We start from the raw sequence: 26,589 nt of genomic DNA, 5'->3' as shown, positions 1-26,589 counted from the left end.
GAATACCAATGGCAGCTTTGTTTCGATGGTCTATGCGACTGTTTTTGGGCTTGGCGTTGCTAGTCCTGCTTGCCGTGCTGGCGGTGTATTATCTCGCGTCGCGGTCACTGCCTGATTATGGCGCGTCCTTTGAGGTGCCCGGCATCTCCGCCCCGGTCGAGATTGTGCGCAACAATTCCGGCGTCCCGCATATCTTTGGCCAGACGGACGAGGACGTGTTTTACGGCCTTGGCTTCGCCCATGCCCAGGACCGTTTGTGGCAGATGACGATGCTGCGCCGCACCGCGCAGGGCCGCCTGTCAGAGCTATTTGGCACCCGCACGGTCAAGACGGATGAACTGCTGCGCCGCCTCGACATTTACGGCCACGCGCAACGCTCTGTCGCCGCGCAGGACGCCGAGACGACGGCGATGCTGAACGCCTATGCCGCCGGCGTGAATTCGTGGCTGCGCACGGTGAACGAGCAGGCCTTGGGCCGCGGCGCGCCGGAATTTTTCCTGTTCACACCCGACATCGCGCCTTGGCAACCTGCTGACAGCATCGCCATCGTCAAGATCATGGCGCTGCAATTGTCCGGCCATCTCAGCGAAGAGGTGATCCGCGCGCGCGCGTCCCTGGCCCTGCCTCCTGAACGCGTCGCCGACCTGCTGCCCGACGACCCGTCGCAGGGCATCGCGGAGCTGGATTTTGCAGCCCTTTTCCCCGACGCCGATCTGCCGCGCTTTGCGGCGAACACGTCCGGGGCCCGCGATCCGTTGAACCCGGTCAAGAACCGCGCGCTCGCGGGGGCCTCCAACGGATTTGCGGCCGCGCCTGACCGCTCCGCTGCGGGGGGCACATTGCTGGCCAACGATCCGCATCTGGGCCTCAGCGCGCCGTCAATCTGGTACCTGGCGCGGCTTGAGTTGCAGACCGGCGGGGTTATTGGCGGCACCATCCCCGGCATGCCTGTGGTGCTGACCGGCCGATCCAACCGCACAGGCTGGGGCCTGACCACGGCCTATGTGGACGATCAAGACGTGTTCATTGAACAGCTCAACCCAGACAACCCGCGCGAATACCAAACGCCCGACGGGTTCAAGCCGTTCCGCACCCGCCAATCCATCATTCAGGTGGCCGACGACACCCCCGTCACCATCGACATGCAATGGAGCGACAACGGCCCCATCTTGCCTGGTCAGCACTTCAACCTCGGAACCGTCACCCCTGCCGGGCATGTCACCGCTTTGGGCTGGACGGTGCTGACGGATCGCAACACCTCCCTCCAGGCCGCGCTGAAGATCATGAAGGCGGGCTCCATTCCGGAGATGATCGACGCCACCAAGGACTACGTGGCGCCCGCGCAAAACCTGACCATGGCGGACCTGAACGACGTGGCGCTGAAGACCATCGGTCACATTCCCCGCCGCAACCCTGCGCATCAGTCACGCGGCCGCATCCCCTCGCCCGGCTGGCTGGCGCAGAACCGCTGGCAAGGCGTGATGCCCGATGCATCGAACCCGCTTTTTGTACGCCCCACGGGCGGCATTGTCGGCAACACCAACAACAAGACGGTGCAACGCCCCTTCCCGGACCATGTCAGCTACACCTATGGCGACACGCAGCGGGTGCAACGCTGGCGGCGGCTGATGCTGAACCGGCAGGTGCACACCCGCGAAAGCTTTATCGAGGCGCAGCTGGACACGGTTTCCTTCACCGCGCGGTCGCTGCTGCCGCTGATTGCGGGCGATCTGTGGTTCACAGGCGAGGCCGCTCCTGACGGCACGCCCGAGCGCCGCCGCCAGCAAGCGCTGGAGCTGATGGCCAGCTGGAACGGCGAGATGTCGGAGCATCTGCCTGAACCGCTGATCTACGCCACCTGGATGCGCACATTGCAGCAACGCCTGATCCGCGACGAGATCGGGCCGCTGTCATCCGAGTTCAGCCATGTCGAGCCGCTGTTCATCGAACGCGTCTTCCGCGACGCAGGCGGCGCGTCCATCTGGTGCGACGTCATCCAGTCGGCGGCCGCCGAGACCTGCACCGACACATCCCGCCAGGCGCTGGACGAAGCCCTGATCTGGTTGTCAGAGAAATACGGACCCAATGTCGAAAGCTGGCGCTGGGGCGACGCGCATGAGGCGACTCATGACCATCAGGTGTTGGGCACGATCCCCGGCCTCAGCCTGTTCGTCAACATTCGCCAATCGACCTCCGGCGGCGACAATACATTGCTCAGGGGCCGCACGTCCGGCACCGGCCCCGATCCGTTCCAGAACGTGCATGCCGCTGGCTATCGCGGGGTTTATGACTTCGCTGATCCCGACAGCTCGGTCTTTGTGATGGCCACGGGGCAGTCTGGCCACCCGATTTCACGCCATTACGACGATCTGGGCGTGTTGTGGCGGCGCGGCGAATATATCCCTATGTCGCTGGACCCCGATCTGGCTCGCGCGGGTGCCGTCGGCATCAACACGTTGACGCCCGCCCCATGACCATCCATCTGATCCGCCACGGGCAATCAGAATTCAACGCGGCCTTCACCGGCGCGGGCGATCCGATGATCTTTGACGCGCCATTGACCGAGCTGGGCCAATCGCAGGCACGCGCCACCCGCGCGCGGGCGGCGGCGTTGGGCATCGAAGACATCCTTTGCTCGCCGCTCACCCGCGCCATCCAAACCGCGCGGCTGATCTTCCCGCAGCGCCAGATTTCCGTCGAGCCGGAAACCCGCGAGCATCTGGGCCATAGCTGCGATATCGGGATCAGCCCGTCGCGCCTGTCGCGAAGCTTCCCGGACATGACATTCGATCACCTGCCACAGATTTGGTGGCATCAGGGCCCCGAGAACGAATATGGCGTACCGGTCGAGCCGCAAGACATCTTTGCCGCCCGCATGGCCCGCCTTGCCCGGGCGCTTCACGCCCGGCAAACGCGCCCGCTTGCGGTTGTCTGCCATGGCCATGTGATCCGGGAGCTGACAGGCATTGACCCCAACAATTGTGACATCGTCGAGCTTACGGCCTAACTCCATCATTGTTTCAGAAATACCTCGGGGTCTGGGGCAGAGCCCCAGCATCGCGACGCGTGGCACACGCGGCGCAAAACCTCAGCTGAACCAGCGTATCACCGCCACACCGGCCACAGCAGATGTTGTGGTCATGGCAATGCCCCATGACAGGTCCACCGCAACGATTTCCCAGCTCCAGCCCTTCGTGACCGCCAGAGAGGTGAACTCGTAGGTCCCGAACCCAATGCCTGCGATGATCGCCGCGTTGCCGGCAACCCACCACAGGCTTTTGTCTCCCGCCAAGGCGGGTGCGGAGACGAACCAAACCAGCCCCGCGACGTAGAACGCGTAAAATACCAAAGCAGGCCCGATGCGTGGGCTGTCCAAAAGCAGGTCAGGCACATGTTTCTCGAAGATGGGCTTCACCACCACGCCGAGGCCCAGAATATCAATGCCTAGAAAGAGGATGAAGGTGACGAGGTAGAGGAACAGGTAAGTCATGGGCGCGCTTTCAGAGTTTGTCGAACCGCGCCTTCTGCTTGGCGCTCCACGTGACAGATAGGGCGAAACCGTCCTCTGTCGCGTCTTCTTGGTCGACAACCTCCTGGTCAAAGAGCCATGCCCGCTTCTTGCCCTCGCTGAAGGGCAGCAACATGTCCTCCGTCGTCGTGGCCTCAGTCACCTCGCGGGAGATTGCCTCCAGCAAAGGTCCCATCCCCGCGCCGGTCACCGCAGATGTGAGGAAAATGCTGTCATCGCGGGCCGCGATGTTGGACAGGCTCTCGTGGTCATTGCCGTCAAGCTTGTCGAGCTTGTTCCAGACCTCCAGCGTCTTGATCTCCTGATCGACGCCCAAATCCGCTAGAATGGCGCGCACATCGGTGGCCTGATTGTCCGTCTCTGCGTGCGAAATGTCGCGCACATGCAGGATCAGATCAGCGCTGAGCACTTCTTCCAACGTTGCGCGGAAGGCCGCGACCAGTTGCGTCGGCAGGTCAGAGATGAAGCCCACCGTGTCGGACATGATGATCTCGACCCCGTCGGGCAGCTCGACCGAGCGCATGGTCGGGTCCAGCGTGGCAAAGAGCATGTCTTTGACCATCACATCCGCCCCGGTCAGGCGGTTGAACAGCGTGGATTTGCCCGCGTTGGTGTAGCCCACAAGGGCAACAATCGGGAACGGCACCTTGGCGCGTGCCGCGCGGTGCAGCTCGCGGGTTTTTACGGTTTTGTCGAGCTGGTTCTTGATCTTGTTAATGCGCTCGTCAATCGCGCGCCTGTCCGCCTCGATCTGCGTCTCACCCGGCCCGCCGACAAAGCCAAGACCGCCGCGCTGACGCTCCAAGTGGGTCCAGGCGCGGACCAGCCGCGTGCGCTGATAGGACAAGGCGGCCAGTTCCACCTGCAACACGCCTTCACGCGTCGCCGCGCGGTCTGAGAAGATTTCCAAGATCAGCCCCGTGCGGTCGAGGATCTTCACCTTCCACTCTTTCTCAAGATTGCGCTGCTGGACGGGGGTCACGGGCCCGTCGATCAAAACCAGCTCGACCTCATTGTCATGGAAGCGGTGTTTCAGTTCTTCGATTTTGCCGGAGCCAAACAAGGTCCCTGCCCGCGTTTTGGGCAACGGCACCACCTCATCGCCCACGACGTCCAAGCCCGGCAATGCCACAGCCAAAGCCACGGCCTCGGCCAAGGCCTCAGGCGCGTCGCGCCGCGAATGATCCGGCGAGCTGCGGTCTTTGATGTCAGGATGCAGAACCCACGCGCGGGTGGTGCTGCGCTCTTCGGTTTCGAGAATTACTCTTCGCCCTCATACAGGCTGATCGGCGCGGAAGGCATGATCGTCGAGATGGCGCCCTTGAACACCAGCTGAGACTGCCCATCCCGGCGCAGCAGCACGCAGAAATTGTCAAACCATGTGATCACGCCTTGCAGCTTCACGCCGTTGATCAGGAAGATCGTGACGGGAATCTTTTCCTTGCGCACATGGTTGAGGAATACGTCTTGCAGGTTTTGCTTGTCAGCGGCCATATCAGCATGCCTTTTTAACGGTTCTTATTTGATGGTCGCGCGCCACTTGAGGTGGCACATCTGTCCCAGGTCTTGCCAAATTATGTCGCGAGACGCCGGAAACTTCCAGCCCCCTTTTTTACCTATGCGTCAAGACGCCTAAATGCGTGACTTATGAGCGCCAGAAGTCAGGGTTGAACATCGCCACTATCGCCAGTGTTTCCAGCCGCCCCAGCACCATGGCCGCCATCAGGATGGATTTGGCCGTGGCCCCAAGATCCGTATATGCCACCTCCTCAAGCGCCACATCTGCCAGCGGGCCGGTGGTGGTAATTGCCGAAATGGCGAAGGCCGTTGCGGCCTCGAAATCAAGCCCCGTGGCGGTCAGTCCCAGGATGACCACGGCAATGGTCAGGGCAAACAGCATGAAGAAAATCCAGGCGATGAAGGCCCCTTCGCGGCGCACCTCCCGTCCCAGCTTGCCGGCACGGCCGATCGAATTGGGGTGAACCAGCCGCCCCATCTCCCGTGTGCCGTGCTTGTACAGCGCATAGACCCGCAGCAGCTTGACCCCGCCCGCCGTCGTTGCCACCCCGCCCCCGGTGATCGCCAACCCGGCCAGCACCAACCCAGGCGTGGGCAGGCCCGACCATGCGCGTGCGGCTTCCCAATCATGAGACGCGAACCCGGTTGTGGTCAGAAAGGACAAGACTGTGAACAGCGCGCCCCAAAAGGCGCGGATGGCCGCCATGACATCGCCTTGCTCCTCGGCGTCAAACGCGCCGGCCCAGTGGCGCAGAAACAGCACCATTGGCAGCAGGCTGACGATCAGCAAGGTCATGCGGACCTCGCGGTCATGGCCCAGCCGCCGCCAGAACCCCTGCTGCGCCTCATTGGTGAAGACCTGCCGCGACACCGCCATGAACAGGAAGATGAAAATCAGCAACTCGGCATAGATGCCCACCTGCCACGGGTTCAGCCCGCCTGAGGGTGTGATGCCACTTGTCGCCAGCGTGGACATCGCCAGACATAGCCCCAGAAACGGGCCGGTGCCCGCCACCACCAGTGCAACCCAAAGCACCAAGGTCGCGCCCGCGTAGATCGGAAACAGCTGCAACGTGTAACGCAAGATACGTTCCGACGGATCAGCGCGCCTGATGACGCTGTCGGCGTTGGAGGATTTGTTGGTCGGGCGCACCACCTCGAACCCGCCCAATGCCAGGGGAGCCAGCACCGCGACGGCGGCCAGAAGGATCAAGAAGCCCCCCATCCACCCCACCAAGGCGCGCCAAAGATGGATCGGCGACACCACTTGCGACGGCGGGTCAAAGAGCGACGCGCCAGTGGTGGTGATCGAAGACACCATTTCGAAATAGGCGTCAAAGAACGAAACGGTGCCGATGGCCTCCCGCATCGGGACGGCCAGCATCAGCGGCAGCACCGCGAAGGCCGCGATCAGCGTCATAAGCTGGTTGCGGGCCACGTTGGTGGCCGGGCGGTCATAGGTCGCCAGCCCGATAAGAGCGGTAAGCACCCCGAACAAAACGGCACCATAGAAGAATGGCTGCGCTGTGCGGTGCAGATCCAGCGCAAGCGCGTGGACTGCCGGCACCAACATGGCAGCCGAGCCGATGGCCATCAGCACCACAAACAGCGGCAGCTTGAAGAGAACGCCCATGCGCTAGAAGAACGTGATGGAGACCTGCAACAGCCGCTCCACCTCTGGCACGTCACTGGCCATTGCGAAGATCACGATCACATCGCCCTCTTCCACGCGTGTTGCGCCGATAGGGCGCTGCACGGTCTGACCCTTCTGGATCGCCCCCACCAGCACGCCCTCGGGGAAGCCGATGTCGCGGATGGTCTGGCCCGCGATGGGCGAGGTGGAGAGCACCTGAGCCTCGATGACCTCGGCCTCAGCGTCGCCAATGGAATAGATCTGGCGCACGCGGCCATGGCGCACGTGGCGCAGAATTGACGACACGGTTGTGGCGCGCGGGTTGATATAGGCGTCAATGCCCAGCGGCGCCATCAGCGGGATCAACGTGGGATCATTGATCAGGCAGATCGCCATCGGGCAGCCTTCCGATTTGGCCCGCACGGCGGCCAACATGTTGGTCTTGTCGTCATCTGTGACGGCCAAAACCGCGTCCGCGCGGGAAATGTTGGCCTCCTGCAGCAGGTCGCCATTCAGCCCGTCGCCATGCAGCACGATCGTGCGTTCCAGCGCGTCGGCAGCCAATTCCGCGCAGCGGCGGTTCTTTTCGATGACTTTCGCGCGGACCCGCTCGGTGCGGGATTCCAGGGCTTTGGCCACGGCCAGCCCCACATTGCCGCCACCGACCACAACAACGCGTTCTTGTTTCTTGTGGGTCTTGCCGAAGATTTCCAGTGACCGCGTCATGTCTTCGCGATGCGTGGCCAGATAAATCTGGTCTTCCGCGAAGAGCTGGTCGCCCGCATCCGGCGCAAAAAGCGTGCGTTTTCGGCGCACCCCCACAACAGTGGCGCGTAAGGTGGAGAACAGGTCGGTCAGCTGGCGCAGTGGCGTGTTCAGAACCGGGCAATCTTCGTCCAACTGAATGCCCAAAAGCTGCATTTCGCCGCCCATGAAGCTTTCCGTGTCAAAGGCCGCGGGGCTGGCGAGGCGTTGCAGCGCGGCTTCGGCCACTTCGCGTTCGGGCGAGATCACCACGTCAATCGGCAGGTGATCGCGGCGATAGAGATCGGAATAGATCGCGTTGAGGTAAGACTGCGCCCTGAGCCGCGCGATTTTGCGCGGCACGGCAAAGACCGAATGTGCCACCTGACAGGTGACCATGTTGACCTCGTCCGAGAAGGTTGCCGCGATGATCATATCCGCATCCCGCGCGCCGGCCGCGTCCAGAATGTCGGGATAGCTGGCATTGCCGGTGATGCCCTGCACATCCAGCGTCTCGGTCGCGCGGGCCACCAGATCGGGATTGTTGTCCACCACGGTGACCGCGTTGTTTTCGCCCGACAGGTGGCGCGCTATTTGCCAGCCAACCTGACCCGCGCCGCAGATGATGACCTTCATTGGGTTAATCCCTCAAATTCAGGTGGTTTGCATGGCAGATCGGTCATGGAGGGTCAATGATTTGTGAGGGGTGGCAGTATTGGTGGGGTTTGTGTGTTTTGCCGGCTGTGGAGCCTTCGGCGAGGATATTTTTGAACATGGAAAGAGATGGACGCGCCCCGTTTTCCAGGCGGGGCGCGTTAACCTTAATGTTGGGTTAGCCGTCTGTGCCGGTCGCGTCCATTTCGGCGTCTTGCACTTCTGCGACGCGGGCACCGGCCTTGTTTGAGGTAACGACGCCCAGCGATTTCAACTTGCGGTGCAGCGCGCTGCGTTCCATGCCGACAAAGGCCGCGGTGCGGGAGATGTTGCCGCCGAACCTGTTGATCTGAGTCATCAAATACTCCCGCTCAAACAGCTCGCGCGCCTCGCGCAATGGGAGCGTGGCCAATGTGCCGCCGATTTTGAGACCGTCGCCCTGCCCTTCGCCGCCTTCCGAGCTGGGCAGCTCCTTGGCCTGAATATCGCCCGAACCGGGTCCGAGGATGAGCACACGTTCCATGATGTTCTTGAGTTGCCGGATATTGCCCGGCCATGGCATGGTTTGCAGCAGCGCGGCGGCGTCCTGGCTGATCTTGCGCAAAGGCAGGCCCTGCACCTTGTTGAACGCGTCGACAAAGAACTCCGCCAAGGTGGGGATGTCTTCGCGGCGGTCCTCCAAGCTGGGGACCTGGATCGGGACCACGTTGAGGCGGTGATACAGCTCTTCGCGGAATTGGCCGGACTTTATCTCGCCTTCGAGGTCCTTGTTGGTGCTGGAGATCACACGCAAGTCCACCCGCACCTTGTCGTTGCCACCGACGCGTTGGAAGCTTTGTTCCACCAGCACCCGCAATATCTTGGACTGGGTGCCGAGCGGCATATCGGCCACTTCGTCAAAGAAGATCACGCCGCCATGGGCCTGTTCCAACAACCCCGGTTCGACCCCGCGTTCCTTGCTTTCGCGGCCAAAAAGCACCTCTTCCATGCGGTCGGGTTCGACCGTGGCGCAATTGACCGTCACAAACGGCGCATGGGCGCGGTTTGAATTGGCGTGAATGTAGCGCGCGGCCACATCCTTGCCTGCCCCTGCAGGCCCGGTCAACATCACCCGCCCGTTCGAGTTGGTGACCTTGTCTAATTGCCCCTGCAAGGCGCGGAACGCGGCGCTGTCGCCGATCATTTCGGCATTCGCGACCTCACCGCGTTTGAGCTGGTTGTTCTCGTGGCGCAGGCGCGAGGTTTCCATGGCCCGCGTGATCACCACCATCAGCTGGTCAATGTTGAAAGGCTTTTCGATGAAGTCATAGGCGCCCTGTTTGATTGCCGCGACCGCAATCTCGATATTGCCGTGGCCGGAAATGATCACCACGGGAATGTCGGGCGTGTCGCGTTTGACGTGTTTGAGGATGTCGATCCCGTCCATCGCTGAATCCTTCAGCCAGATGTCGAGGATCATCAGGCCCGGCGGCTCTGCGTTCAGCTCCGCCATGCATTCATCAGAGGTGCCTGCGAGCCGGGTGGTGAAGCCCTCATCCTTCAAGATATCCGAGATCAATTCCCGGATGTCGCGTTCATCATCTACAATCAGAATATCGCTCATTTTATGCTCCTCTGCTTATCACTTATTCCGCTGCCGCGGCGGGCGGCTTGGCCATGGTTTTGGGTCTGGTGGTCATGGACAGGCGCGGCAGGATGATTACGGCCTGCGCGCCGACATGTCCGGTGTCGTCAAACGGGTCTGCGTCTTTCAACGACAGGCTGCCGCCATGTTCTTCGATGATCTTGCGCACGATGGGCAGGCCAAGGCCGGTGCCCTTTTCGCGGGTTGTCACGTAGGGTTCAAACAGCCGCGCGCGGTCTTGCGGCAGGCCGATGCCATTGTCTGAAATGGTGATTTGCACATTGGCATTGGACGCTCTGACCGCGACCTTGATCTGCGGTTTGTGGTCGTCCGGCGCGCCCGCTTCGACATAGCTTTCAATGGCCTCGCCCGCGTTTTTGATCAGGTTGGTCAGCGCCTGGCCAATCATGGTCTGGTCAATCTCGGTGAGTATCTCATCTTCGCCGGCGTCAAGCGTGATCTCTACATCCGGCTGGCCCGACTGCTGCAGCACGACGCTGTCCCGCACCAGGCTCATCAGGTCGGTTTCGCGCAGCTCGGGTTCCGGCATGCGTGCGAATTTGGAGAACTCGTCAACGATGCGGCGCAGGTCACCTGTCTGGCGGATGATGACATCCGTATATTGGTTGAGGTTGTCCAACTCATCGCCAGCAAGCGGTGCAAACTTGCGTTTCAGCCGTTCTGCCGACAGCTGGATCGGCGTTAGCGGGTTCTTGATCTCATGCGCGATGCGGCGGGCCACGTCGCCCCACGCGGCCATTTTCTGGGCCGAGACCAGATCGGTCACATCGTCAAACGCGACCACATAGCCCTCCACCGTGCCGTCTTCGCCCATGCGGGTGGCCACGCGGACCAGAAGGCTTTCAAGCTGGCCGCCGCGGGTAACTTTGATCTCTTCTTGGGCGGTCTCCGCATGATGTTCTTTCAACCGGTCCATGAGACCGACGAATTCGGGTACAACGTCGCTTAGCATTTCGCCGTTACGGTTTTCTTCACCCAGATCCAGCAATCGGCGCGCGGCGCGGTTGATGATGGTCACCTGCCCCGCCGCGTCGACCCCGATCACGCCCGCGGTGACGGAGGACAACACCGAGTCAAAGAGCCTGCGGCGGCGTTCAATCTGCGCGGTGTTTTCCAGCAAGGCGGTCCGCTGGCCCTTCAACTGCCGCGTCATCTGGTTGAACAGCGTCCCCAGAAGCGCAATCTCGTCATTGCTATCTGCCGGGATGACCTGCACGTCCAAATTACCCTCGCCGACCTTTTCCGCCGCCTCAGCTAAGCGCCCCACCGGGCGGGCAAGGCGTTCCGCGAACCACAGGCCCAGCCATATCGCCGCAAGGATCAGGATGACCGCAAAGCCGAGATACAAAAGTCCGAAATCCAGCAGCAGCCGCCCGCGATCCTGTTCCAATTGCTGGTACAGGCGGACGTTTTCACGCGTGTCATCCAACAGGGCCAGAATCTCGCCGTCGACGCTGCGTGACACGTACAGATAGCGGTCTATCAGCCGCTCGACCGGCACCAGCGCGCGGAATTCGCTGTTGGGCCAGTCTTCGATGATCACCAGCTCGCCCGCACGCGCGCGGGCCATGGCGTCTTCATCGGGAATTTCGAAATCAAACAGATAGCTGCGCGCGCCGCGGGCCTTCAACTGGCCGGTGCCGTCAATGATGAACGCTTCCTTCAGGCCGCGTTGTACCTGGGACTGGGCCTGCGTCAGCACTTCGGGAAGGCTGCTATCATCAACGATAACAGCGGCTTGCCGCGCGACATTAAGGTACCCCGCCAGCCGTTCGGTATCGGCCGCAAGGTTGTCACGCTGCTCGTCTTCATAAGCTTGCGCGGCGGCGAGTGAGCTGCCCACCACGTTGCTCACCCGGTCAGAGAACCAGCCTTCCAACCCGAAATTCACCGTGATTACCGCAAAGATGGCCACGATGATCGTAGGGATCAGGGCAACCAATGCGAACACCCCCGTCAGGCGCAAGTGAAGCTGGGACCCGCTTGATTTTACGCGCCTTTTGGCGATCAACCGCCCGATTGTCATGCAAACCAGCGCGGCAATTGCGATAGCGTAGATCAAGTCGGCCAGCAGGATCAGCCGAATTCCGCCGGATGAGGGGTCCAGCTCATAGGGACCGAGGCCCAAATAGGTGACAAGCACCAGAATTGGACCAAGAACCACCAACCCGAAGGTCGTGAGATTCTTCAGTCTGCGCCGCTTACGAAGCTGATTCAGCCTGTCCCAAGAGGTCCGGCTCGCACCAGATTTCATCTGCTTTTTACCACCTTGCCACTCTTCTTTGATGTGATCCCTGAACAACACTGCTGTTCATTCGCCACGGTGACTGTGGCGTTTTTACATCAATTTACGGCGCCGAGTCACGCGAATATCGAGGTCGGTGACCTTTTTTCTCAAGGTATTGCGGTTGATGCCAAGTAGATCGGCACATTTAGCCTGATTTCCTGCCGTGGCATCCAAAGCGATTTCCAGCAACGGCAGCTCCACCTCTCGCAGAATGCGGGCGTATAGCCCGGGTGGCGGCAACACCCCGCCATGCAGATCAAAGTACCGCCGCAGATGCTTGGCCACCGACGCCGATAGCTTTTCCGTGTCCCCGCCGCCGATCAGCGGCTCGATTTCGGGCTGGTTGCCCAAGACCAGTTCCACATCCGATCGCCCGATTTCTTCCTCGGTCGAGGTGACAATCAGACGGCGCACGGTGTTTTCCAGCTGGCGTACATTGCCCGGCCAGCTATAGGCGCGGATCATCTCCAACGCCGCTTTGCCCAAGGCTCTGTGCGGCGCGCCGTCCCGCTCTGCCTTTGTCAGGAAATGTTCGGCCAAAAGGGGAATATCATCGACCCGTTCGCGCAGTGAGGGGATCGAGAGGGTGACCCCGGTCAGGCGGTAGAACAGGTCCTGCCGCAGATCGCCCGATTCCAGCTTTTCCATCAGACCCTGCTGGCTGGTCGCCATGACGCGTGGCGCGTCATCTGTCAGACTGTCGAGCATCCGCACCACCCGCGCCTGCGCGTCCGCGTCAAGATCGCCGACCTCGTCAAACAGGATGGAGCCACCCTTGGCGCGGCTGAGGATCGTCGCTGGACCTTCAATATCGACGAGATCATTCGGCGTGGCGGTCACGAATGGCAAAGTCCGCCGGTCGCTGAAATCGTGGATGGCGCGTGCGATCAGGCTTTTGCCGGTGCCGCTTTCGCCCGCGATCATCACCGGCAGCTCGGTGTTCACGACCTGAGCGACCAGTTTGTAGAGCGCCTGCATTGCAGGGGTGCGCCCGATCAGCGGAAGCTCTTCCCCCGTGTCGGCCCCCTGTTCGGTGGCCACAGGGCGGATTGTCGTGCGTTTGCGTTCCAGCGCCCGGTTGGCCCGTTTCATCAGGTCAGGCAGGTCGAAGGGTTTGGGCAGATAATCGTAGGCATCCGCCTCATTGGCCGCGATCGCGGTTGTAATCGTGTTTTGCGCCGAGATCACGATGACGGGCAGCTGTGGCCGTAGTTCCAATATGTCGGGCAGCGCCTCGATGCCGTTTCCGTCCGGCATCATGACGTCCGAGATCACAAGGTCCCCCTTGCCCTCGCCCACCCAGCGCATCAACGTGGTCAGTGACGACGTCGCGTGCACTTTGCACCCCGCGCGTGTCAGCGCCTGGGTTAGAACCGTGCGGATTGTGCGGTCGTCATCCGCGACCAGAACTGTGCCGTCCATTTAGTCCTCCTTTGATGCAACAGGCAGCGAGATGCGGAAAACCGTGCGCCCTGGCACACTGGAAACCGCGATCCACCCGTCATTTTCCGATACAATCTTTGAAACAAGGGCCAAACCCAGGCCGGTGCCGTTCTCCCGCCCTGAGACAAACGGCTCGAATATGTCGCTGGCCAAATGATCCGGCAGGCCCGGCCCGTCATCTATGATTTCAACATTCAGCGGCACGGCGACACGCTGCCCGTCGGGGCGCTGCACCCGCACGGACTGCTCATAGAAGCTGCGCATGGTGATGGTGCCGCCGGCCGGGTTGGCCTCGCTGGCGTTTTTCAGAAGGTTGAGGAAGACCTGCACCAGCTGATCGGTATCGGCAAATGTTGGCGGCAGCGAGGGGTCGAAATCCTCGGCAATCTTCATATGGGCGGCAAAGCCCACTGCCGCCGATTTGCGGGCACGGTCGAGAATGTCGTGCAGGTTGACCGCCTTGCGTGCCGGAGGGCGCAGGTTGCCGAATTGCTCGACCTGCTCCAGCAGCTTCACGATGCGACGGGTCTCCGCCACGATCAGGTCGGTCAGCTCCTGATCCTGTGGCTCCAACCCCATCGACAAAAGCTGCGCCGCGCCGGTGATGCCTGCCAGCGGGTTCTTGATTTCGTGGGCCAGCATCTCAGCCATGCCGATGGCCGATTTTGCGGCCGATTTCGACTGCAGTGCCTGCCCCATCTTGTCGGACAGCTCGCGGGGTTTCATCAAGATCAGAATGAATCCCGGTCGGTCGACCAGCGTTGAGAACTGGATGTTGCACTGCACCGGCGGCCGCTCGCCGGACCCGACATCCACATTGTTGACAAATAGCGGCGCGTCATCGCGGCGGATGCGGGTGACCGCGTCGTCCAGCGGCGCGTTGACATGCAGCTTGTCCCAAACCGGCGCCGCAAGCATCGAGCGGGCAGAGAGGTTCAAAAACGTCTCCATCGCGGTATTGACCTGCGTGATCATGTTGTCGCCGTCAATCACCAGCGCCGGCAATGGAAGCGAGGTCCACAACGTGTCAAAGAATACCTCGCTCATGCCGCCCGTGCCTCTTGTCCGGCCATGGCTTCGGGCAGTAACACGATGACGCGCGCCGGGTCCTTGGCGGTCAGAACCTCGCGGCGCAGGGCAGATGGTGTATTGGCGACGTCCATGTACCAGCCAAGATGTTTGCGCGACACACGCCCCCCCAGCGCCTGACCGTAGAAGGTCAACATCGCCTCGTAATGTGTGACAACCAGTTCGCTGAGCGCCTGCCCCTTTGGTGCCTCCGCTGCCGGTGTGCCGGCCAACTCCGCAGCCACCTGCGCCAGCACCCAAGGCCGGCCCTGCGCGCCCCGCCCGATCATCACCCCATCCGCGCCCGACAGGCGCAACGCGTCGTGCGCAGAGGCGGTGTTGGTGATGTCACCATTGGCAATCACCGGGATGGTCACCGCGTCCTTGACGGCCGCAATGGCCGCCCAATCCGCGTGGCCCTTGTAAAACTGGCAGCGGGTGCGGCCGTGAATCGTGATCATTTGAATGCCCGCCGCCTCGGCGCGGCGCGCAAGCTCTGGCGCGTTCAGCAGGGCGTCATCCCAGCCCAGCCGGGTTTTCAACGTCACTGGCAGCTCGGTCGCCGCAACCACTGCCTCGATCAGCCCCAGCGCGTGGTCCAGGTCCTTCAACAGCGCCGAGCCGCTGTAACCGTTGACCACCTTCTTGGCCGGGCATCCCATGTTGATGTCGATGATCTTCGCCCCGTTCGCCGCCACCATGCGCGCGGCTTCGGCCATCCAATGGGCCTCCCGACCCGCCAGCTGTACGGCGGTGTTGGCGCTGTCAAAGCCCAGCTCTGCCTTTTCGCGCACCCCCGGCTTGGCCTGCACCATCTCCTGGCTGGCGACCATTTCCGACACGACGAGCCCGGCTCCGAAGCGTGAGACCAGCTGGCGAAACGGCAGATCGGTGATCCCCGCGAGCGGAGCCAGAAAGACCGGCAGGTCTATGTCGGTATCTGCCAATGAAATGGTCAGGTGCTTAATCCTTGTGCAGTTGCGCCCTTTTGCCTCTGAATCAGTTACCCCGCAACAGCGCGACGGCGCATTTTGCCCAGAAAACCGCCCCAAACCAGCAACTGCCCAAAAATTAGGCGCTGAATTCGGCCCATTGCCCCTTTCGCGCCGAGACCCTAGACAATCCATATGTCCAACGCTCCGCACTCCGTAACCGCCGTCATCGTCGCCGCAGGGCGCGGCGTGCGCGCCGGCGGCGACCTGCCCAAGCAATGGCAGCATGTGGCAGGCAAGCCAGTGATCGCCTGGACGTTGGAGCGTTTTTTGAGCCACCCGCAGGTCACCGGGATCGTTCTGGTCACGCATCCCGACGATGCCGCGCGGGTCAGCGCCTTGAACCTGCCCGGCACCGTCATCACCACTGACGGAGGCGAGACCCGCGCCGCCTCGGTCCAAAACGGGCTGCGCGCGGCGCAAGACGGCATTGTGCTGATCCATGACGTGGCGCGGCCCTGCGTCTCGGACCAGATCATCACAGACGTGATTGCCGCGACGCAAGACACTGGCGCCGCGGCCCCGGCGCTGCAAGTCACCGATGCGCTGTGGCAAGGCGACACACATGTCACCGGCACCCAAGACCGCGCAGGCCTCTTGCGCGCGCAAACCCCTCAGGGCTTCGTTTTGGCAAAAATACTCAAAGCCCATCAGCAGTTTCAAGGCGTCGCCGCCGATGATGTGGAGGTGGCCTGCGCCGCCGGGCTCGACGTCAAAATCGTTTCCGGCGACGAAAGCAACCTCAAGATCACAACCCCAAACGATTTTGCCCGCGCGGCGAAGCGACTGGAGACCAGCATAATGGATGTAAGAACCGGCAATGGCTTCGACGTGCACCGTTTTGGAGAGGGCGCACATGTCATGTTGTGCGGTGTGTCCATCCCGCATGATCGCGGCCTGCAAGGCCATTCGGACGCGGATGTGGGCCTGCACACGATAACGGACGCGATTTACGGCGCTCTTGCCGAGGGCGACATCGGCCAGCACTTCCCGCCGTCGGACCCGCAATGGAAAGGCGCGGAAAGCCATATCTTCTTGACCCACGCGGTCGAGCTGGCAGCCACCAGGGGCTTCGCAATCACCCATGTCGATTGCACCCTGATCTGCGAGTTCCCCAAGATCGGGCCGCATACATCAACGATGCGCGCCAAGCTGCAGGAATTGCTCAATATTGACGTAGATCGTATCTCGGTCAAAGCCACCACATCCGAACGGCTGGGCTTCACCGGTCGCGGCGAAGGCATTGCCTGCATGGCCACGGCCACATTGGTGAAATCATGATCGCCAAGCTCATTGTCTCCGTGGGCTATGTCGGCTTCCTCAAGCCCGCCTCCGGCACATGGGGCTCGCTCGCCGCGGTCCCGCTGGCGTGGCTGGTTTGGCTCATCGGTGGCTGGCCTCTTTTGGCCATTGGCTGCGTGGCGGCCTTCCTCATAGGCTGGTGGGCGACCGGCAGGTACATTGCCGAAAGCGACAATCACGACCCGTCCGAGGTGGTCATTGACGAGCTGGCCGGCCAATGGATCGCGCTTCTGCCCGTAGCCATCGGGGCCACCCATGCGGGCCTTTCCTTCTGGGCGCTCTGGCCCGGCATCATCACCGCGTTCCTGGCATTCCGCCTGTTCGACATCTGGAAACCCGGCCCCGTTGGCTGGGCCGACCGCAAAGGCGACGCGCTGGGCGTGATGCTCGATGATGTCATAGCCGGGATATTTGCCGCGCTCGTGGTGATGGCTGGGGCCTACCTCTTCCATGGCTGATGCGGCGGCCCTCCTCACCCTTGCGCGTTCAGCCGGCATACAAATTGCCACGGCGGAAAGCTGCACCGGCGGGCTTATTGCAGGTGCGCTGACCGAGGTGGCGGGCTCCTCCGACGTGGTTGACCGCGGCTTTGTCACCTATTCCAACGCCGCCAAGATCCAGATGCTGGGGGTAAGCCCCGACACGCTGGCCGCCCATGGGGCGGTGTCCGAGGAGATTGCCAAAGAGATGGCGGACGGCGCCCTTGCCAATTCCGACGCGCAATTGGCGGTCTCAGTTACCGGCATTGCGGGGCCCGGCGGGTCCGAGCATAAGCCGGAGGGGCGCGTTTGCTTTGGTCTTGCCCATCAAGGCCGCGCAACCCAATCCGAAACGGTCGAGTTCGGCCCGCTTGGCCGCGCGGAGGTGCGTCAGGCCACAATACGCCATGCGCTCAATCTGATGGCAACATCGCTGCAAAGCGCTCAATAATTAGGCAGCGCGTGTTTTGCTGAATTTATCAGCACCCCGTGACGCCCCCGCCTCTTTTCTTTGCATCCCGCACATCGTCTTTGCCCGCAACAAACACATACACAAAGACTATCGGAGGGGATTACCATGGTTGGTGCAGATACCGCATGGATTATAGTAGCAACGGCGCTGGTGCTGTTCATGACATTGCCGGGGCTGGCGCTGTTTTACGGCGGCTTGGTGCGCGCGCGAAACGTGCTGTCGGTTTTCATGCACTGCTACGCCATTGCCTGTTTGATGAGCGTTTTGTGGCTGGTGGTTGGCTATTCCATCGCGTTTGGCGGCGGCACGTCGGGATACTGGGGCGGGCTGGACAAGATGTTCCTTGCGGGCATTGACGCGGACACGCTGTCGGGCACCCTGCCCGAGGTGCTGTTCTTTGCCTTCCAGATGACCTTCGCCATCATCACCCCCGCGCTGATCGTCGGCGCCTATGTGGAGCGTGTGGGCTTTGGCTTCGTGCTGGTCTTCTCCTCGCTGTGGATGCTTTTGTGCTACGCGCCGGTGGTCCACTGGATCTGGGGCGGCGGCATGATGGCGGATGGCGGCATCTTCGGTGAAACTGGCGTGCGTGACTTCGCGGGCGGCATTGTGGTGCACGAAACCGCCGGTCTGGCGGCCCTCGTGCTGGCCTTCTTCCTTGGTGGGCGCAAAGACAAATCGAAACCGCCGCACAATCCCGGCATGGTGATGATCGGTGCTGCGATGCTTTGGGTCGGCTGGTTCGGCTTCAACGGCGGATCGCAGCTGGCCGCAGACGGAGGTGCCGCCATGGCGCTGACGGTGACCCACATCTCCGCAGCGACCGCGTCGTTGACATGGGCGCTGTGGGAAAAGATCAAATTCGGCAAGGCCTCCCTTGTTGGCCTGGTTACCGGCACCATCGCGGGTCTGGCGTCGATCACCCCGGCATCGGGCTTTGTTGGCCCGGTTGAGGCGCTGGTGATCGGTGCTGTGGCGGGCGTTCTGTGCCAAGAGGCGGTGAACGTGGTGCGCAACATGCTAAAGATCGACGACACGCTGGACGTCTTCGCAGTCCACGGCATCGGCGGCATTTTCGGCACGATCATGATTGCGGTCTTCGGGGCCGGCGCCTGGGCGGCGCAGCTTGGCGGCCTGGCCGTGGTAGGGATTTACACCATTGTTGTGACCGTGGTCCTCGTTAAGCTTGTGGGTCTGGTGACACCGCTGCGCGTGGATGCCGAGGCTGAAACCAACGGTCTGGATCTGTCGCAACATGGCGAACGCGCCTACGACATAACCTCATAGAGGTTCAAGAAACTCTCCCTGAGAACTGGGCGTCCGTGAGAGCGGGCGCCCTTTTTGATGTGACGGCTACTGAGAGACGTTGGTGATGCAGCACCCGCTGAGCAGCTGCGGGGCTTGGCCGCGTAGGATCACATCAACCGACCACCCGTAGTCGCGGTCCGACATCCCGTCTGAGCAGATCTCCCGCCGCAAGACACCGTCCATGTCGCCTGTGCCGAACGCATAGCCGCCGTCGCCATTGTTCTGTGACGACGTGGACCACGCCAGCGGATAGGATTGCCGGTCCCCACCCGCGATTTCAAACCCGACGGAGCTGTTGGCGTTGATGTTGAGCGACCAGAAGGGTTCGTTGCCGATGCAGCTGAGGTCCGCAGGCAGCCCGCTGGCCAGCCGCTTGCGTTGAATGTCGCTGACGAAGCGGCGCGACACCCAGCCGTTGCCCTCTTTCCAAAGAAGACGCGCCCAACCGCCGTCCGGGCTGATCTCGACCAGCTCGACCTTTTCGGACGGCTTGAGTTCACCAATGATCGCGTCGCTGCCGCTTGGACCGGCGCGCACGTTCAGCGTGTCATTGGCGGCCACGCCGGTGACTTGCGCCAGAACCGGAACCGATTCCGCGAGGCTGGCAAATGGCGCGGCGATCAGAACCGCCGCGCTGAGGGTTAAGGTGCGGGCGCGCTTAGCCCATCCGCAACCAATTGCTGTGTACCCAACCTGTGTCATCCGGCTCTCCGCTTTTGAGTTCAGAGACCAACCACCAGGCCCCTTCGGCCTCGACCTTAATGACCTCAGCGCCGTTGGCCAGCTTCTTGATGGCGTCATGGGCAACGCTGGGACCACGGCGCATATTCAGGCCGGACTTGGCATCGACCCGGTATGTCAGCTCGAAATCGCCTCCCTCGTCATCGCGGCCAAAGACCAACGACCGGAAACGGTCCATATCCCAAGCCGGGCCGGGATCTTGTTTCCGCCCGGGCGAGATATCGTCATGCCCCAGAATGTGCTGCGGACCCAGTCCATAGGCTTCTGCAATGGCCCGCACCATTTCGACACAGGCGTCAATTTGAGCTTCGTCGTAGATCTCCCATCCGCGCCTTACGCCGTCATTGCGGTGCCGTGCCTCGATCACGCGGCTGTCGTTGACCCGGGTGCCGGTCCATGACCGCCAATTCCCCGCGCCGCCCTTCAGCCAGCCCCAGTTGGCGATCTCGATGCCCACCGAGTGGCTGTTGAGGCCGCTGATGCCGTGCCAACGGCTTTTGCCTGCGTGCCAACATTTTTCGTTGAAACGTGCCATCTGAGTGATCGCCCCGTCATGGCCAAGCACAATGTGGGCCGAGGCTTTATGCGCCGGATTGTTGAACACATTGACCGCGCCCTTGGCAGAGCCGCCCGCGGTGTAATGGATGATGACATATTTGGGCGCATTGCCCTTCAGCGTGCCGCTTTTGTTTGGTGTTTCGTCGAACGGGACGCCCTTGCCGGTGGAATATAACAAGCGATGATTGGTGACTTTCATGGTAACCCCTAAAAAATGTTTTGTCGAAAATACCCCAAAATGGGGGTGGCTTAAAAAGTTAACATTGCGCCAATATCGCCATTCGATCAAGTCCCACGGGTTTTGAGACATGTCCCTGCGCCCCTGTTCCACCTGCGCATTGGACCTATTTGAGGGTGAACCTTCATTGTATTGAGTGGGTTAGCAGATCGCCCGAATATTTCTTTTGAAACCTCTTGACCCGGGCCATCCAATGCCCATTTATGTAAATGTGAATAACATTAACTTATCGTTACCCCTCAACAAGGAGCACTCGATGTCCACCATCACCCAATCCCCCGTCAGAACCGGCCCGAGCTGGTTCGCCAAAGCCGAAATGTGGCTCGACGAGCGCGGCAAAGGCGCCTGGATCGCCGCCATGGTTCTGGGGTTCATCTTCTTCTGGCCGGTTGGCCTCGCCCTTCTTGCCTACATGATCTGGAGCAAACGTATGTTCAACAAATCCTGCACCACCCGCCGCAAAGCCCATAGCCCCTCCTACGGGTTCAAATCCTCCGGCAACACCGCGTTCGACAGCTACAAGGCGGACATGCTGAAACGTCTTGAGGATGAGCAGCACGCCTTTGAAAGCTTCCTTGAGCGCCTGCGTGACGCCAAAGACAAGCAAGAGTTTGACAGCTTCATGGAAGAGCGCGCCGAAGTGGCGACGCAAGAACCAGAAGAAAAGAGCGCCTAAGCGCTTTCCCGGGCGGGCGCGCCCTTCCCCCCTTTGCGCGCCCGCCCTCGACCCCCTTCACATCCGAGGCCCGAACCCCCATGTCAGCGACTATGACAGACACCCATCTTCCCGACCCCGTGACCCAGGCCGCCTTCTATGCGGGCATCCCGACCAAGCGCCTGCTGGCGTGGATCGTGGACGTCATCTTGATCGGGCTGCTGACAGCCGTGGTGGCGACATTGCCGCTGTTCATTGGCTGGTTCTTTTTCCCGCTGCTCTTTTTGGTGCTCAGCTTTGCCTACCGTGTGGTGACCATCTCCGCCAATTCCGCGACCTGGGGCATGCGGCTGTTCAACGTAGAGCTGCGTAACCGCGAGGGCCAGACGCTAGACGGGTCAGAGGCGCTGCTGCATACGGCGGCCTACATGATCGCTTCGGCCTTCTTCATCCCGCAGGTGATTTCGATCACGCTGATGCTGATCAACCCCCGTGCCCAAGGTCTGCATGACCTGCTCTGCGGCACTGCGGCCATCAACAAACCGTCGCGTTATTAGGTGCAGGTTGCAGCCGGAAGTTAACCGGCTGTTAACCCTTGTCAAAAAGGATTTGTCCGGCGGGACCTGCATTGTTAGGCTCTGCACAAACCGAGGACAAACCGACTTACATGCGCCATACGCTCCCCATTGCCCCGCAGTTCTATGTAACTGCGCCACAAGCTTGTCCGTATCTTGACGGGCGGCGGGAACGTAAGCTGTTCACCGCGCTTCAAGGCGAACACGCCACCACCTTGAACAACACGCTGTCCAAGCAAGGCTTCCGCCGCTCGCAAAACGTATTGTACCGCCCGTCCTGCGCCGAATGCTCGGCCTGTTTGTCGGCGCGCATCCGGGTGGACGATTTTGAACCGTCCAAATCGCAGCGCCGCATCCTCAAACGCAACCGCGTGTTGCAACGCGAGGCGACCAGCCCTTGGGCCACCGAAGAGCAATACGACCTGTTCCGCCGCTACCTTGAATCGCGCCACGCCGATGGCGGCATGGCAGACATGGATATCTTCGAGTTTGCCGCCATGATCGAGGAAACGCCGGTCAAAAGCCGCGTGATCGAATATTGGGACCGTACCGGCGACGACGAAGAGCTGATCGCCACCTGCCTGACAGATGTGTTGGATGACGGGTTGTCGATGGTCTACTCCTTCTACAACCCAGACCTCGCACGTCAGTCTTTGGGCACATACATCATCCTCGACCATGTGCGCATCGCCCAGGAAGCCGGATTGCCTTACGTCTATCTGGGCTATTGGGTGCCGGGATCACCCAAGATGGGTTACAAGGCCGGGTTCTCTGCCCTCGAGGTGTTCCGCGCCGGTGATTGGCACGGCATCAAGGATGGCGACGACTACGCGGCGGAAACGCACCCGCTGGCGGTTGACCCGATTGCCGAACAGGTCGCGCGCATCACCCTTCCCGACACCCGCGCCCCGTAAGCCGGTAAGGGTGGCACTCAGCCTGCACGCATTCACGCTGGTGGTGCCGGATTACGACGCCGCGATTGCGTTCTATGTGGGCAAGGTGGGCTTTACCCTCATTCAAGACACCAAGCTGTCCGAGGCCAAGCGCTGGGTGCTAATCGCCGCATCGGCCGATGCTGCGTGTCACATCCTGCTCGCCCGCGCTGACGGCGCCGAACAACAGGCCGCCATTGGCAAACAAACTGGCGGTCGTGTGGGCTTCTTCCTGCACAGCGATGATTTTGATGCCGACTACGCGCGGATGATGGCCGCAGGCGTCACCTTCGAGGAGACCCCGCGCAGCGAGCCATATGGCAAAGTCGCGGTCTGGCGCGACCCTTGGGGCAACCGCTGGGATCTGTTGCAGCTCACCTAACCAATGAAAACGGGCGGCCCGCGCATACCGCGAACCGCCCGTCATGCCTTCATAGCCCGGGGATTAGCGGCCGATCAGGTTCGGCACAATGGTGACCACCGCCGGGAACATCCACAGCAAGACCAGACCCACCACCTGAATGCCCACGAACGGGATGATGCCGCGGTAGATATGGCCTGTGGTAACCTCTTTCGGCGCAACCCCTCGAAGGTAGAACAGCGCGAAGCCGAAGGGCGGCGTCAGGAACGAGGTCTGCAGGTTCACCGCGATCATGATCGTCACCCATTTCGGATCCATCGTGCCGCCGTAGATCACGGGGCCCACGATGGGGATCACGATGTAGATGATCTCCAGGAAGTCCAAGACGAAGCCCAGCACGAACAGCACCAGCATCACGATGATAAACACCCGGAATTCGCTGTCGAAGCTGCGCAGGAATTGCTGAATGTAATGCTCACCGCCAAAGGAGATGACCACAAGGTTCAGCAGCTGGGAGCCGATCAGGATGGTGAACACCATGCTGGTCACCTTCGCCGTCTCGCGCACGACCGGTGACAAGACGCCGTTGGAGAACAACACCCAGCAGCCAAAGAAGATGCCGAACATGGCGAACAGATACGCAGACTTGGCCACGAGGAAGGCCACCATGTTTTCGAAGCTGACACTGTCGATATTGACGCGCAGATCAAAGTTCACGCCCACAAGGATCATGATGATCACCGCGAAAGTGGCCATCAGGATGATGCGGCCCGACTGGTTATTGTCCTGCAGCTTGCGGTAGGCGGCGAGCATGATCGCGCCCCCTGCCCCCAAGGCCGCCGCCGGCGTCGGGTTGGTGATGCCGCCAAGGATGGAGCCAAGCACCGCCACGATCAGCACCAATGGCGGGAAGACCACGCGCAACAGCTCGTTTCGTCCCAGCGCCGCGGACGCGTATCTGACCCCGTAGCCGATCATGACCAGCGGAATGATCATCAACAGGAAGGTGTTGCCTGGTGACGTGACCGGGCTGACCAGCAACGTATCAATAAGCAGTCCCAACACGATACCGCCAAAGCCCACCAGAATTGGGACGGGGTTTGACGACGGCGACACCCCGCGCGCGGTGGTGAAGACCAGCGCCATCAGCAGGAAGCCAACCGCAAGGCCGGTGCCAATCGGCGCGGCGTTATCGATCTTGGCCAGAACAGCCGCTTTCAGCTCTTCCTCGGTCAGCTTGACTGATTGTTGCACCCCGCCCGCGTCGTCGATGACTTTTTGCTCGGCCAATGCGGCCTCCCATGCCTCGATGCCGTGCAGGTCGATCATCGCCTCTTGGCAGCTGTCCGATACGTTGGTGCGCAGTGACGCAGATTGGCCCGCGTCAGAGAAGCTGTCGACACCCACATTTTGGCTGCCGATGACGCCCACATTGAGCAACAAGAACAGACCCGCGATCAGCCCGATGGGGGCAAACAGGAACCATGTCAGCGCCTCGGATTTGGCGATCGGCTCGCCATTTGCGGACCCCATTTCGACGGCTGGCGCTTTGGATGGATTTACCAGCGCGTAGCCGAAGGCATAGAGGCCGTACAGCACCGCCAGAAGGATACCCGGCAACAACGCCGCCTGGAACAAGGTACCCACCGAAACAACGGCAGGCTCGCCCAGATAGGTCAGCGCGTCCGAGCAGCCGACCTCTTGCGCGCGCGCCTCTTGTGCGGCGGAATACAGGTCGCCTGCCAGCGTGCCCAGAAGCACGATCACGATCGAGGGCGGAATAATCTGCCCCAACGTGCCGGACGCGGCGATCACGCCGGTGGCCAGCTCGGGCGAGTAATTGTTGCGCAACATGGTGGGCAGCGACAGCAGCCCCATGGTCACCACGGTCGCGCCCACAATGCCAGTGGAAGCCGCGAGAAACGCACCCACCACAACCACGGAGACGGCGAGACCGCCAGGCAAAGGCCCAAACACGCGTGCCATAGTGGTCAGCAGATCATTGGCGATTTTCGACCGTTCAAGCGTGATGCCCATCAACACGAACATCAGCACGGCCAGCAGCGTCTCGATTGAGGCGCCCGCCAGAACCCGTTCGTTCATGCGGTTCACAATGAAGGAGACGTTGCGGTCCAGCGCAGATTCCCAGCCGGATTTGAAGACCGGCTCGGCGATCCTCGGCAAATCGGGGTATCGGAACACTGATATGGTCTCGGCCTTCAGCCCTTCCGCAATCAGCGCCGCATATTCGGGCGCGTTGGTGTCAATCGCCTGGTGTATCAGCAAACCGCCGCTGTCCAGAGCCGCAATGATTCCAAAGGAAATCACCGCAGAACCGCCAATGGCAAAGGCCACAGGGAAGCCGGACAGGATCCCCGCGAACAGGCACAGGAACACGATGATCAGGCCAATTTCGACGCCGTCTAATCCTAAAAACATGCTCAGCGCCCCTTAGTGAATTTCTGCGACTAGCTCGGCGTCGTCGTCGCCCAGCACGTCTTTGTCGAGATATTTGCCCTCGGCCTCCGGCCCGCCCTTCCACTCCAGATAGGAGCGGTAGAAGAACGCGATCGCCTGCAAAAACACCATGGCGGTGAAGGCGCAGAGCAGGATCTTGAACAGGAAATAGGCGTTGAACCCGTTGGGTGAGAAACCAATGGTTTCCACGTTCCAACGCACCGCGCGGGCTTTGGTGATCAGCCGATCCAGGCTGTCAGACGCGGACGGTTTTGGCGTGATCAGGTGGCGCCACAAGAAGTACCAGCCATACATCCAGGTCAGCACGGCGGCGGGCATCATGAACAGGATCGCCCCGAACATGTCGATCACCTTCTTGGTGCGGTATTTGACCGCCGAATAGACCAGATCAACGCGCACATGGCCGCCTTGCACGAAGGTGTAGGTGCAGCACAGGCAAACCACCAAGGCGTTGTAGAATTTCAGCTCCTCCGCCCACCAGCTGATGTCTTTGGAGAAGCTCATGCCGAAACCCATAGAGATTTCGGCGCGCGCAAAGATGCGCTGGATGAAGATAATGACGATCTGTTGCAGCACCATGATCAGACCGGCCCAGGCGAAGACGCGGCCAACCGAATTGGCGAAGCCCTCCAGCAGCTGCACGCAGCCCCACATGAAGCGATTGTTCAACAAACCCACAATGGTAAGCACGATAAACGCGGCGAAAATGGCGAAGAAAAATTCGACCGACCCGCCGTAATAGACAAACCGCATCAAGGCCTGTTTCTGCTCAACCTCGGGGATCGACTGGTTGATATAGGGCACCCATGACAGCCAAAGATCCGGATGGGTGACGGCATAAAAGACGTTGTAGAAAGCCTTGAAAATATTGGTGAAAAACCAGACGATGAAGTCCAGCATAGGTCTCTCCCCCCGTGGTGGGCGGCGCATTGGCGGCCTGCCCGAATTCGTGAGCCGCATTGTCCCCGATGCAGCTG

At 61.2% G+C, this 26,589-nt stretch carries 24 protein-coding genes; 10 read left to right on the top strand and 14 right to left on the bottom strand.

Annotation, left to right across the window (positions count from 1 at the left end; genetic code table 11):
* The first annotated feature begins 8 nt into the window (after positions 1-8).
* Together Q0899_RS03695 and Q0899_RS03690 are read left to right on the top strand one after the other, a co-directional pair.
* Positions 9-2,474 (top strand): penicillin acylase family protein, encoded by a 2,466-nt coding sequence (locus tag Q0899_RS03695; protein WP_299191122.1) that lies wholly within the window; start codon positions 9-11, stop codon positions 2,472-2,474.
* Positions 2,471-3,007: a histidine phosphatase family protein gene (locus Q0899_RS03690; protein WP_299191121.1), complete on the top strand. Its 537-nt coding sequence runs from the start codon at positions 2,471-2,473 to the stop codon at positions 3,005-3,007. The genes Q0899_RS03695 and Q0899_RS03690 overlap by 4 nt, the downstream gene beginning before the upstream one ends.
* An 81-nt stretch (positions 3,008-3,088) precedes the next feature.
* Here Q0899_RS03690 and Q0899_RS03685 read toward each other — a convergent pair whose 3' ends face one another.
* The 10 genes from Q0899_RS03685 to dusB form a co-directional block, all read right to left on the bottom strand.
* Positions 3,089-3,490 carry a DUF2177 family protein gene (locus Q0899_RS03685; RefSeq protein ID WP_299191120.1) on the bottom strand — a complete coding sequence of 134 codons (402 nt, stop codon included), beginning with the start codon at positions 3,488-3,490 and terminating at the stop codon, positions 3,089-3,091.
* Positions 3,491-3,500: 10 nt separating this feature from the next.
* Positions 3,501-4,790: a GTPase HflX gene (hflX, locus tag Q0899_RS03680; RefSeq protein WP_299195208.1), complete on the bottom strand. Its 1,290-nt coding sequence runs from the start codon at positions 4,788-4,790 to the stop codon at positions 3,501-3,503.
* Positions 4,790-5,023, bottom strand: a complete 234-nt coding sequence (gene hfq / locus Q0899_RS03675; protein WP_298291507.1) for an RNA chaperone Hfq — start codon at positions 5,021-5,023, stop codon at positions 4,790-4,792. Before hfq ends, hflX begins: the two co-directional genes overlap by 1 nt.
* Positions 5,024-5,174: 151 nt before the next feature.
* Complete coding sequence (locus tag Q0899_RS03670) at positions 5,175-6,680, bottom strand: potassium transporter TrkG (protein ID WP_299191119.1); 1,506 nt, start codon at positions 6,678-6,680, stop codon at positions 5,175-5,177.
* A gap of 3 nt (positions 6,681-6,683) precedes the next feature.
* Entirely contained in the window at positions 6,684-8,060 is a 1,377-nt protein-coding gene (gene trkA / locus Q0899_RS03665; RefSeq protein ID WP_298291513.1) for a Trk system potassium transporter TrkA, read from the bottom strand.
* 196 nt (positions 8,061-8,256) lie between these two features.
* The gene (locus Q0899_RS03660) at positions 8,257-9,681 is read right to left on the bottom strand and encodes a sigma-54 dependent transcriptional regulator (protein WP_299191118.1); all 1,425 of its coding nucleotides are present in this window, start codon (positions 9,679-9,681) and stop codon (positions 8,257-8,259) included.
* Between the two features lie 22 nt (positions 9,682-9,703).
* On the bottom strand, positions 9,704-11,977 hold the full coding sequence (locus Q0899_RS03655) for a PAS domain-containing sensor histidine kinase (RefSeq protein WP_298357843.1): 2,274 nt from the start codon (positions 11,975-11,977) through the stop codon (positions 9,704-9,706).
* A gap of 84 nt (positions 11,978-12,061) precedes the next feature.
* Positions 12,062-13,432 (bottom strand): response regulator, encoded by a 1,371-nt coding sequence (locus Q0899_RS03650; protein WP_298357846.1) that lies wholly within the window; start codon positions 13,430-13,432, stop codon positions 12,062-12,064.
* A complete protein-coding gene (locus tag Q0899_RS03645; RefSeq protein WP_298291524.1) occupies positions 13,433-14,500 on the bottom strand; it encodes an ATP-binding protein in 1,068 nt (355 codons plus the stop codon).
* Complete coding sequence (gene dusB, locus Q0899_RS03640; RefSeq protein ID WP_298293287.1) at positions 14,497-15,480, bottom strand: tRNA dihydrouridine synthase DusB; 984 nt, start codon at positions 15,478-15,480, stop codon at positions 14,497-14,499. The genes Q0899_RS03645 and dusB overlap by 4 nt, the downstream gene beginning before the upstream one ends.
* Before the next feature lie 168 nt (positions 15,481-15,648).
* On the opposite strand from dusB, the gene Q0899_RS03635 reads away from it, so the two are divergent.
* The 4 genes from Q0899_RS03635 to Q0899_RS03620 all read left to right on the top strand — a co-directional run bounded on the left by Q0899_RS03635 (position 15,649) and on the right by Q0899_RS03620 (position 19,053).
* Complete coding sequence (locus tag Q0899_RS03635; protein ID WP_299191117.1) at positions 15,649-16,794, top strand: bifunctional 2-C-methyl-D-erythritol 4-phosphate cytidylyltransferase/2-C-methyl-D-erythritol 2,4-cyclodiphosphate synthase; 1,146 nt, start codon at positions 15,649-15,651, stop codon at positions 16,792-16,794.
* Positions 16,788-17,273 (top strand): phosphatidylglycerophosphatase A, encoded by a 486-nt coding sequence (locus Q0899_RS03630; protein WP_299195204.1) that lies wholly within the window; start codon positions 16,788-16,790, stop codon positions 17,271-17,273. The genes Q0899_RS03635 and Q0899_RS03630 overlap by 7 nt, the downstream gene beginning before the upstream one ends.
* A complete protein-coding gene (locus tag Q0899_RS03625) occupies positions 17,266-17,745 on the top strand; it encodes a CinA family protein (protein ID WP_298357855.1) in 480 nt (159 codons plus the stop codon). Before Q0899_RS03630 ends, Q0899_RS03625 begins: the two co-directional genes overlap by 8 nt.
* A 126-nt stretch (positions 17,746-17,871) precedes the next feature.
* Positions 17,872-19,053, top strand: coding sequence for an ammonium transporter (locus Q0899_RS03620; protein ID WP_298291532.1), 1,182 nt, complete (start codon positions 17,872-17,874; stop codon positions 19,051-19,053).
* 66 nt (positions 19,054-19,119) lie between these two features.
* Here Q0899_RS03620 and Q0899_RS03615 read toward each other — a convergent pair whose 3' ends face one another.
* Both Q0899_RS03615 and Q0899_RS03610 read right to left on the bottom strand, forming a co-directional pair.
* Entirely contained in the window at positions 19,120-19,776 is a 657-nt protein-coding gene (locus tag Q0899_RS03615) for an SH3 domain-containing protein (RefSeq protein WP_298357858.1), read from the bottom strand.
* Positions 19,733-20,572 carry an N-acetylmuramoyl-L-alanine amidase gene (locus tag Q0899_RS03610; protein ID WP_298291538.1) on the bottom strand — a complete coding sequence of 280 codons (840 nt, stop codon included), beginning with the start codon at positions 20,570-20,572 and terminating at the stop codon, positions 19,733-19,735. Before Q0899_RS03610 ends, Q0899_RS03615 begins: the two co-directional genes overlap by 44 nt.
* Before the next feature lie 295 nt (positions 20,573-20,867).
* Between Q0899_RS03610 and Q0899_RS03605 the strand changes: the two genes are divergently transcribed.
* From Q0899_RS03605 to Q0899_RS03590, 4 genes are all read left to right on the top strand, one after another.
* Positions 20,868-21,287 carry a DUF2852 domain-containing protein gene (locus Q0899_RS03605; protein WP_298291541.1) on the top strand — a complete coding sequence of 140 codons (420 nt, stop codon included), beginning with the start codon at positions 20,868-20,870 and terminating at the stop codon, positions 21,285-21,287.
* Between the two features lie 92 nt (positions 21,288-21,379).
* Entirely contained in the window at positions 21,380-21,823 is a 444-nt protein-coding gene (locus tag Q0899_RS03600) for an RDD family protein (protein WP_298357861.1), read from the top strand.
* 110 nt (positions 21,824-21,933) lie between these two features.
* Positions 21,934-22,755, top strand: coding sequence for an arginyltransferase (locus tag Q0899_RS03595; protein WP_298291545.1), 822 nt, complete (start codon positions 21,934-21,936; stop codon positions 22,753-22,755).
* A gap of 10 nt (positions 22,756-22,765) precedes the next feature.
* On the top strand, positions 22,766-23,155 hold the full coding sequence (locus Q0899_RS03590) for a VOC family protein (RefSeq protein WP_299191116.1): 390 nt from the start codon (positions 22,766-22,768) through the stop codon (positions 23,153-23,155).
* 63 nt (positions 23,156-23,218) lie between these two features.
* Here Q0899_RS03590 and Q0899_RS03585 read toward each other — a convergent pair whose 3' ends face one another.
* Together Q0899_RS03585 and Q0899_RS03580 are read right to left on the bottom strand one after the other, a co-directional pair.
* On the bottom strand, positions 23,219-25,573 hold the full coding sequence (locus tag Q0899_RS03585; protein WP_299191115.1) for a TRAP transporter large permease subunit: 2,355 nt from the start codon (positions 25,571-25,573) through the stop codon (positions 23,219-23,221).
* A gap of 12 nt (positions 25,574-25,585) precedes the next feature.
* Positions 25,586-26,512 (bottom strand): TRAP transporter small permease subunit, encoded by a 927-nt coding sequence (locus tag Q0899_RS03580; RefSeq protein WP_299191114.1) that lies wholly within the window; start codon positions 26,510-26,512, stop codon positions 25,586-25,588.
* Positions 26,513-26,589 lie beyond the last annotated feature (77 nt).

This window comes from uncultured Litoreibacter sp., from assembly GCF_947501785.1.
Lineage (GTDB): Bacteria > Pseudomonadota > Alphaproteobacteria > Rhodobacterales > Rhodobacteraceae > Litoreibacter.
Note: the sequence above shows the minus strand (reverse complement) of the source record. Positions and strands in the feature narration are given on the sequence as shown.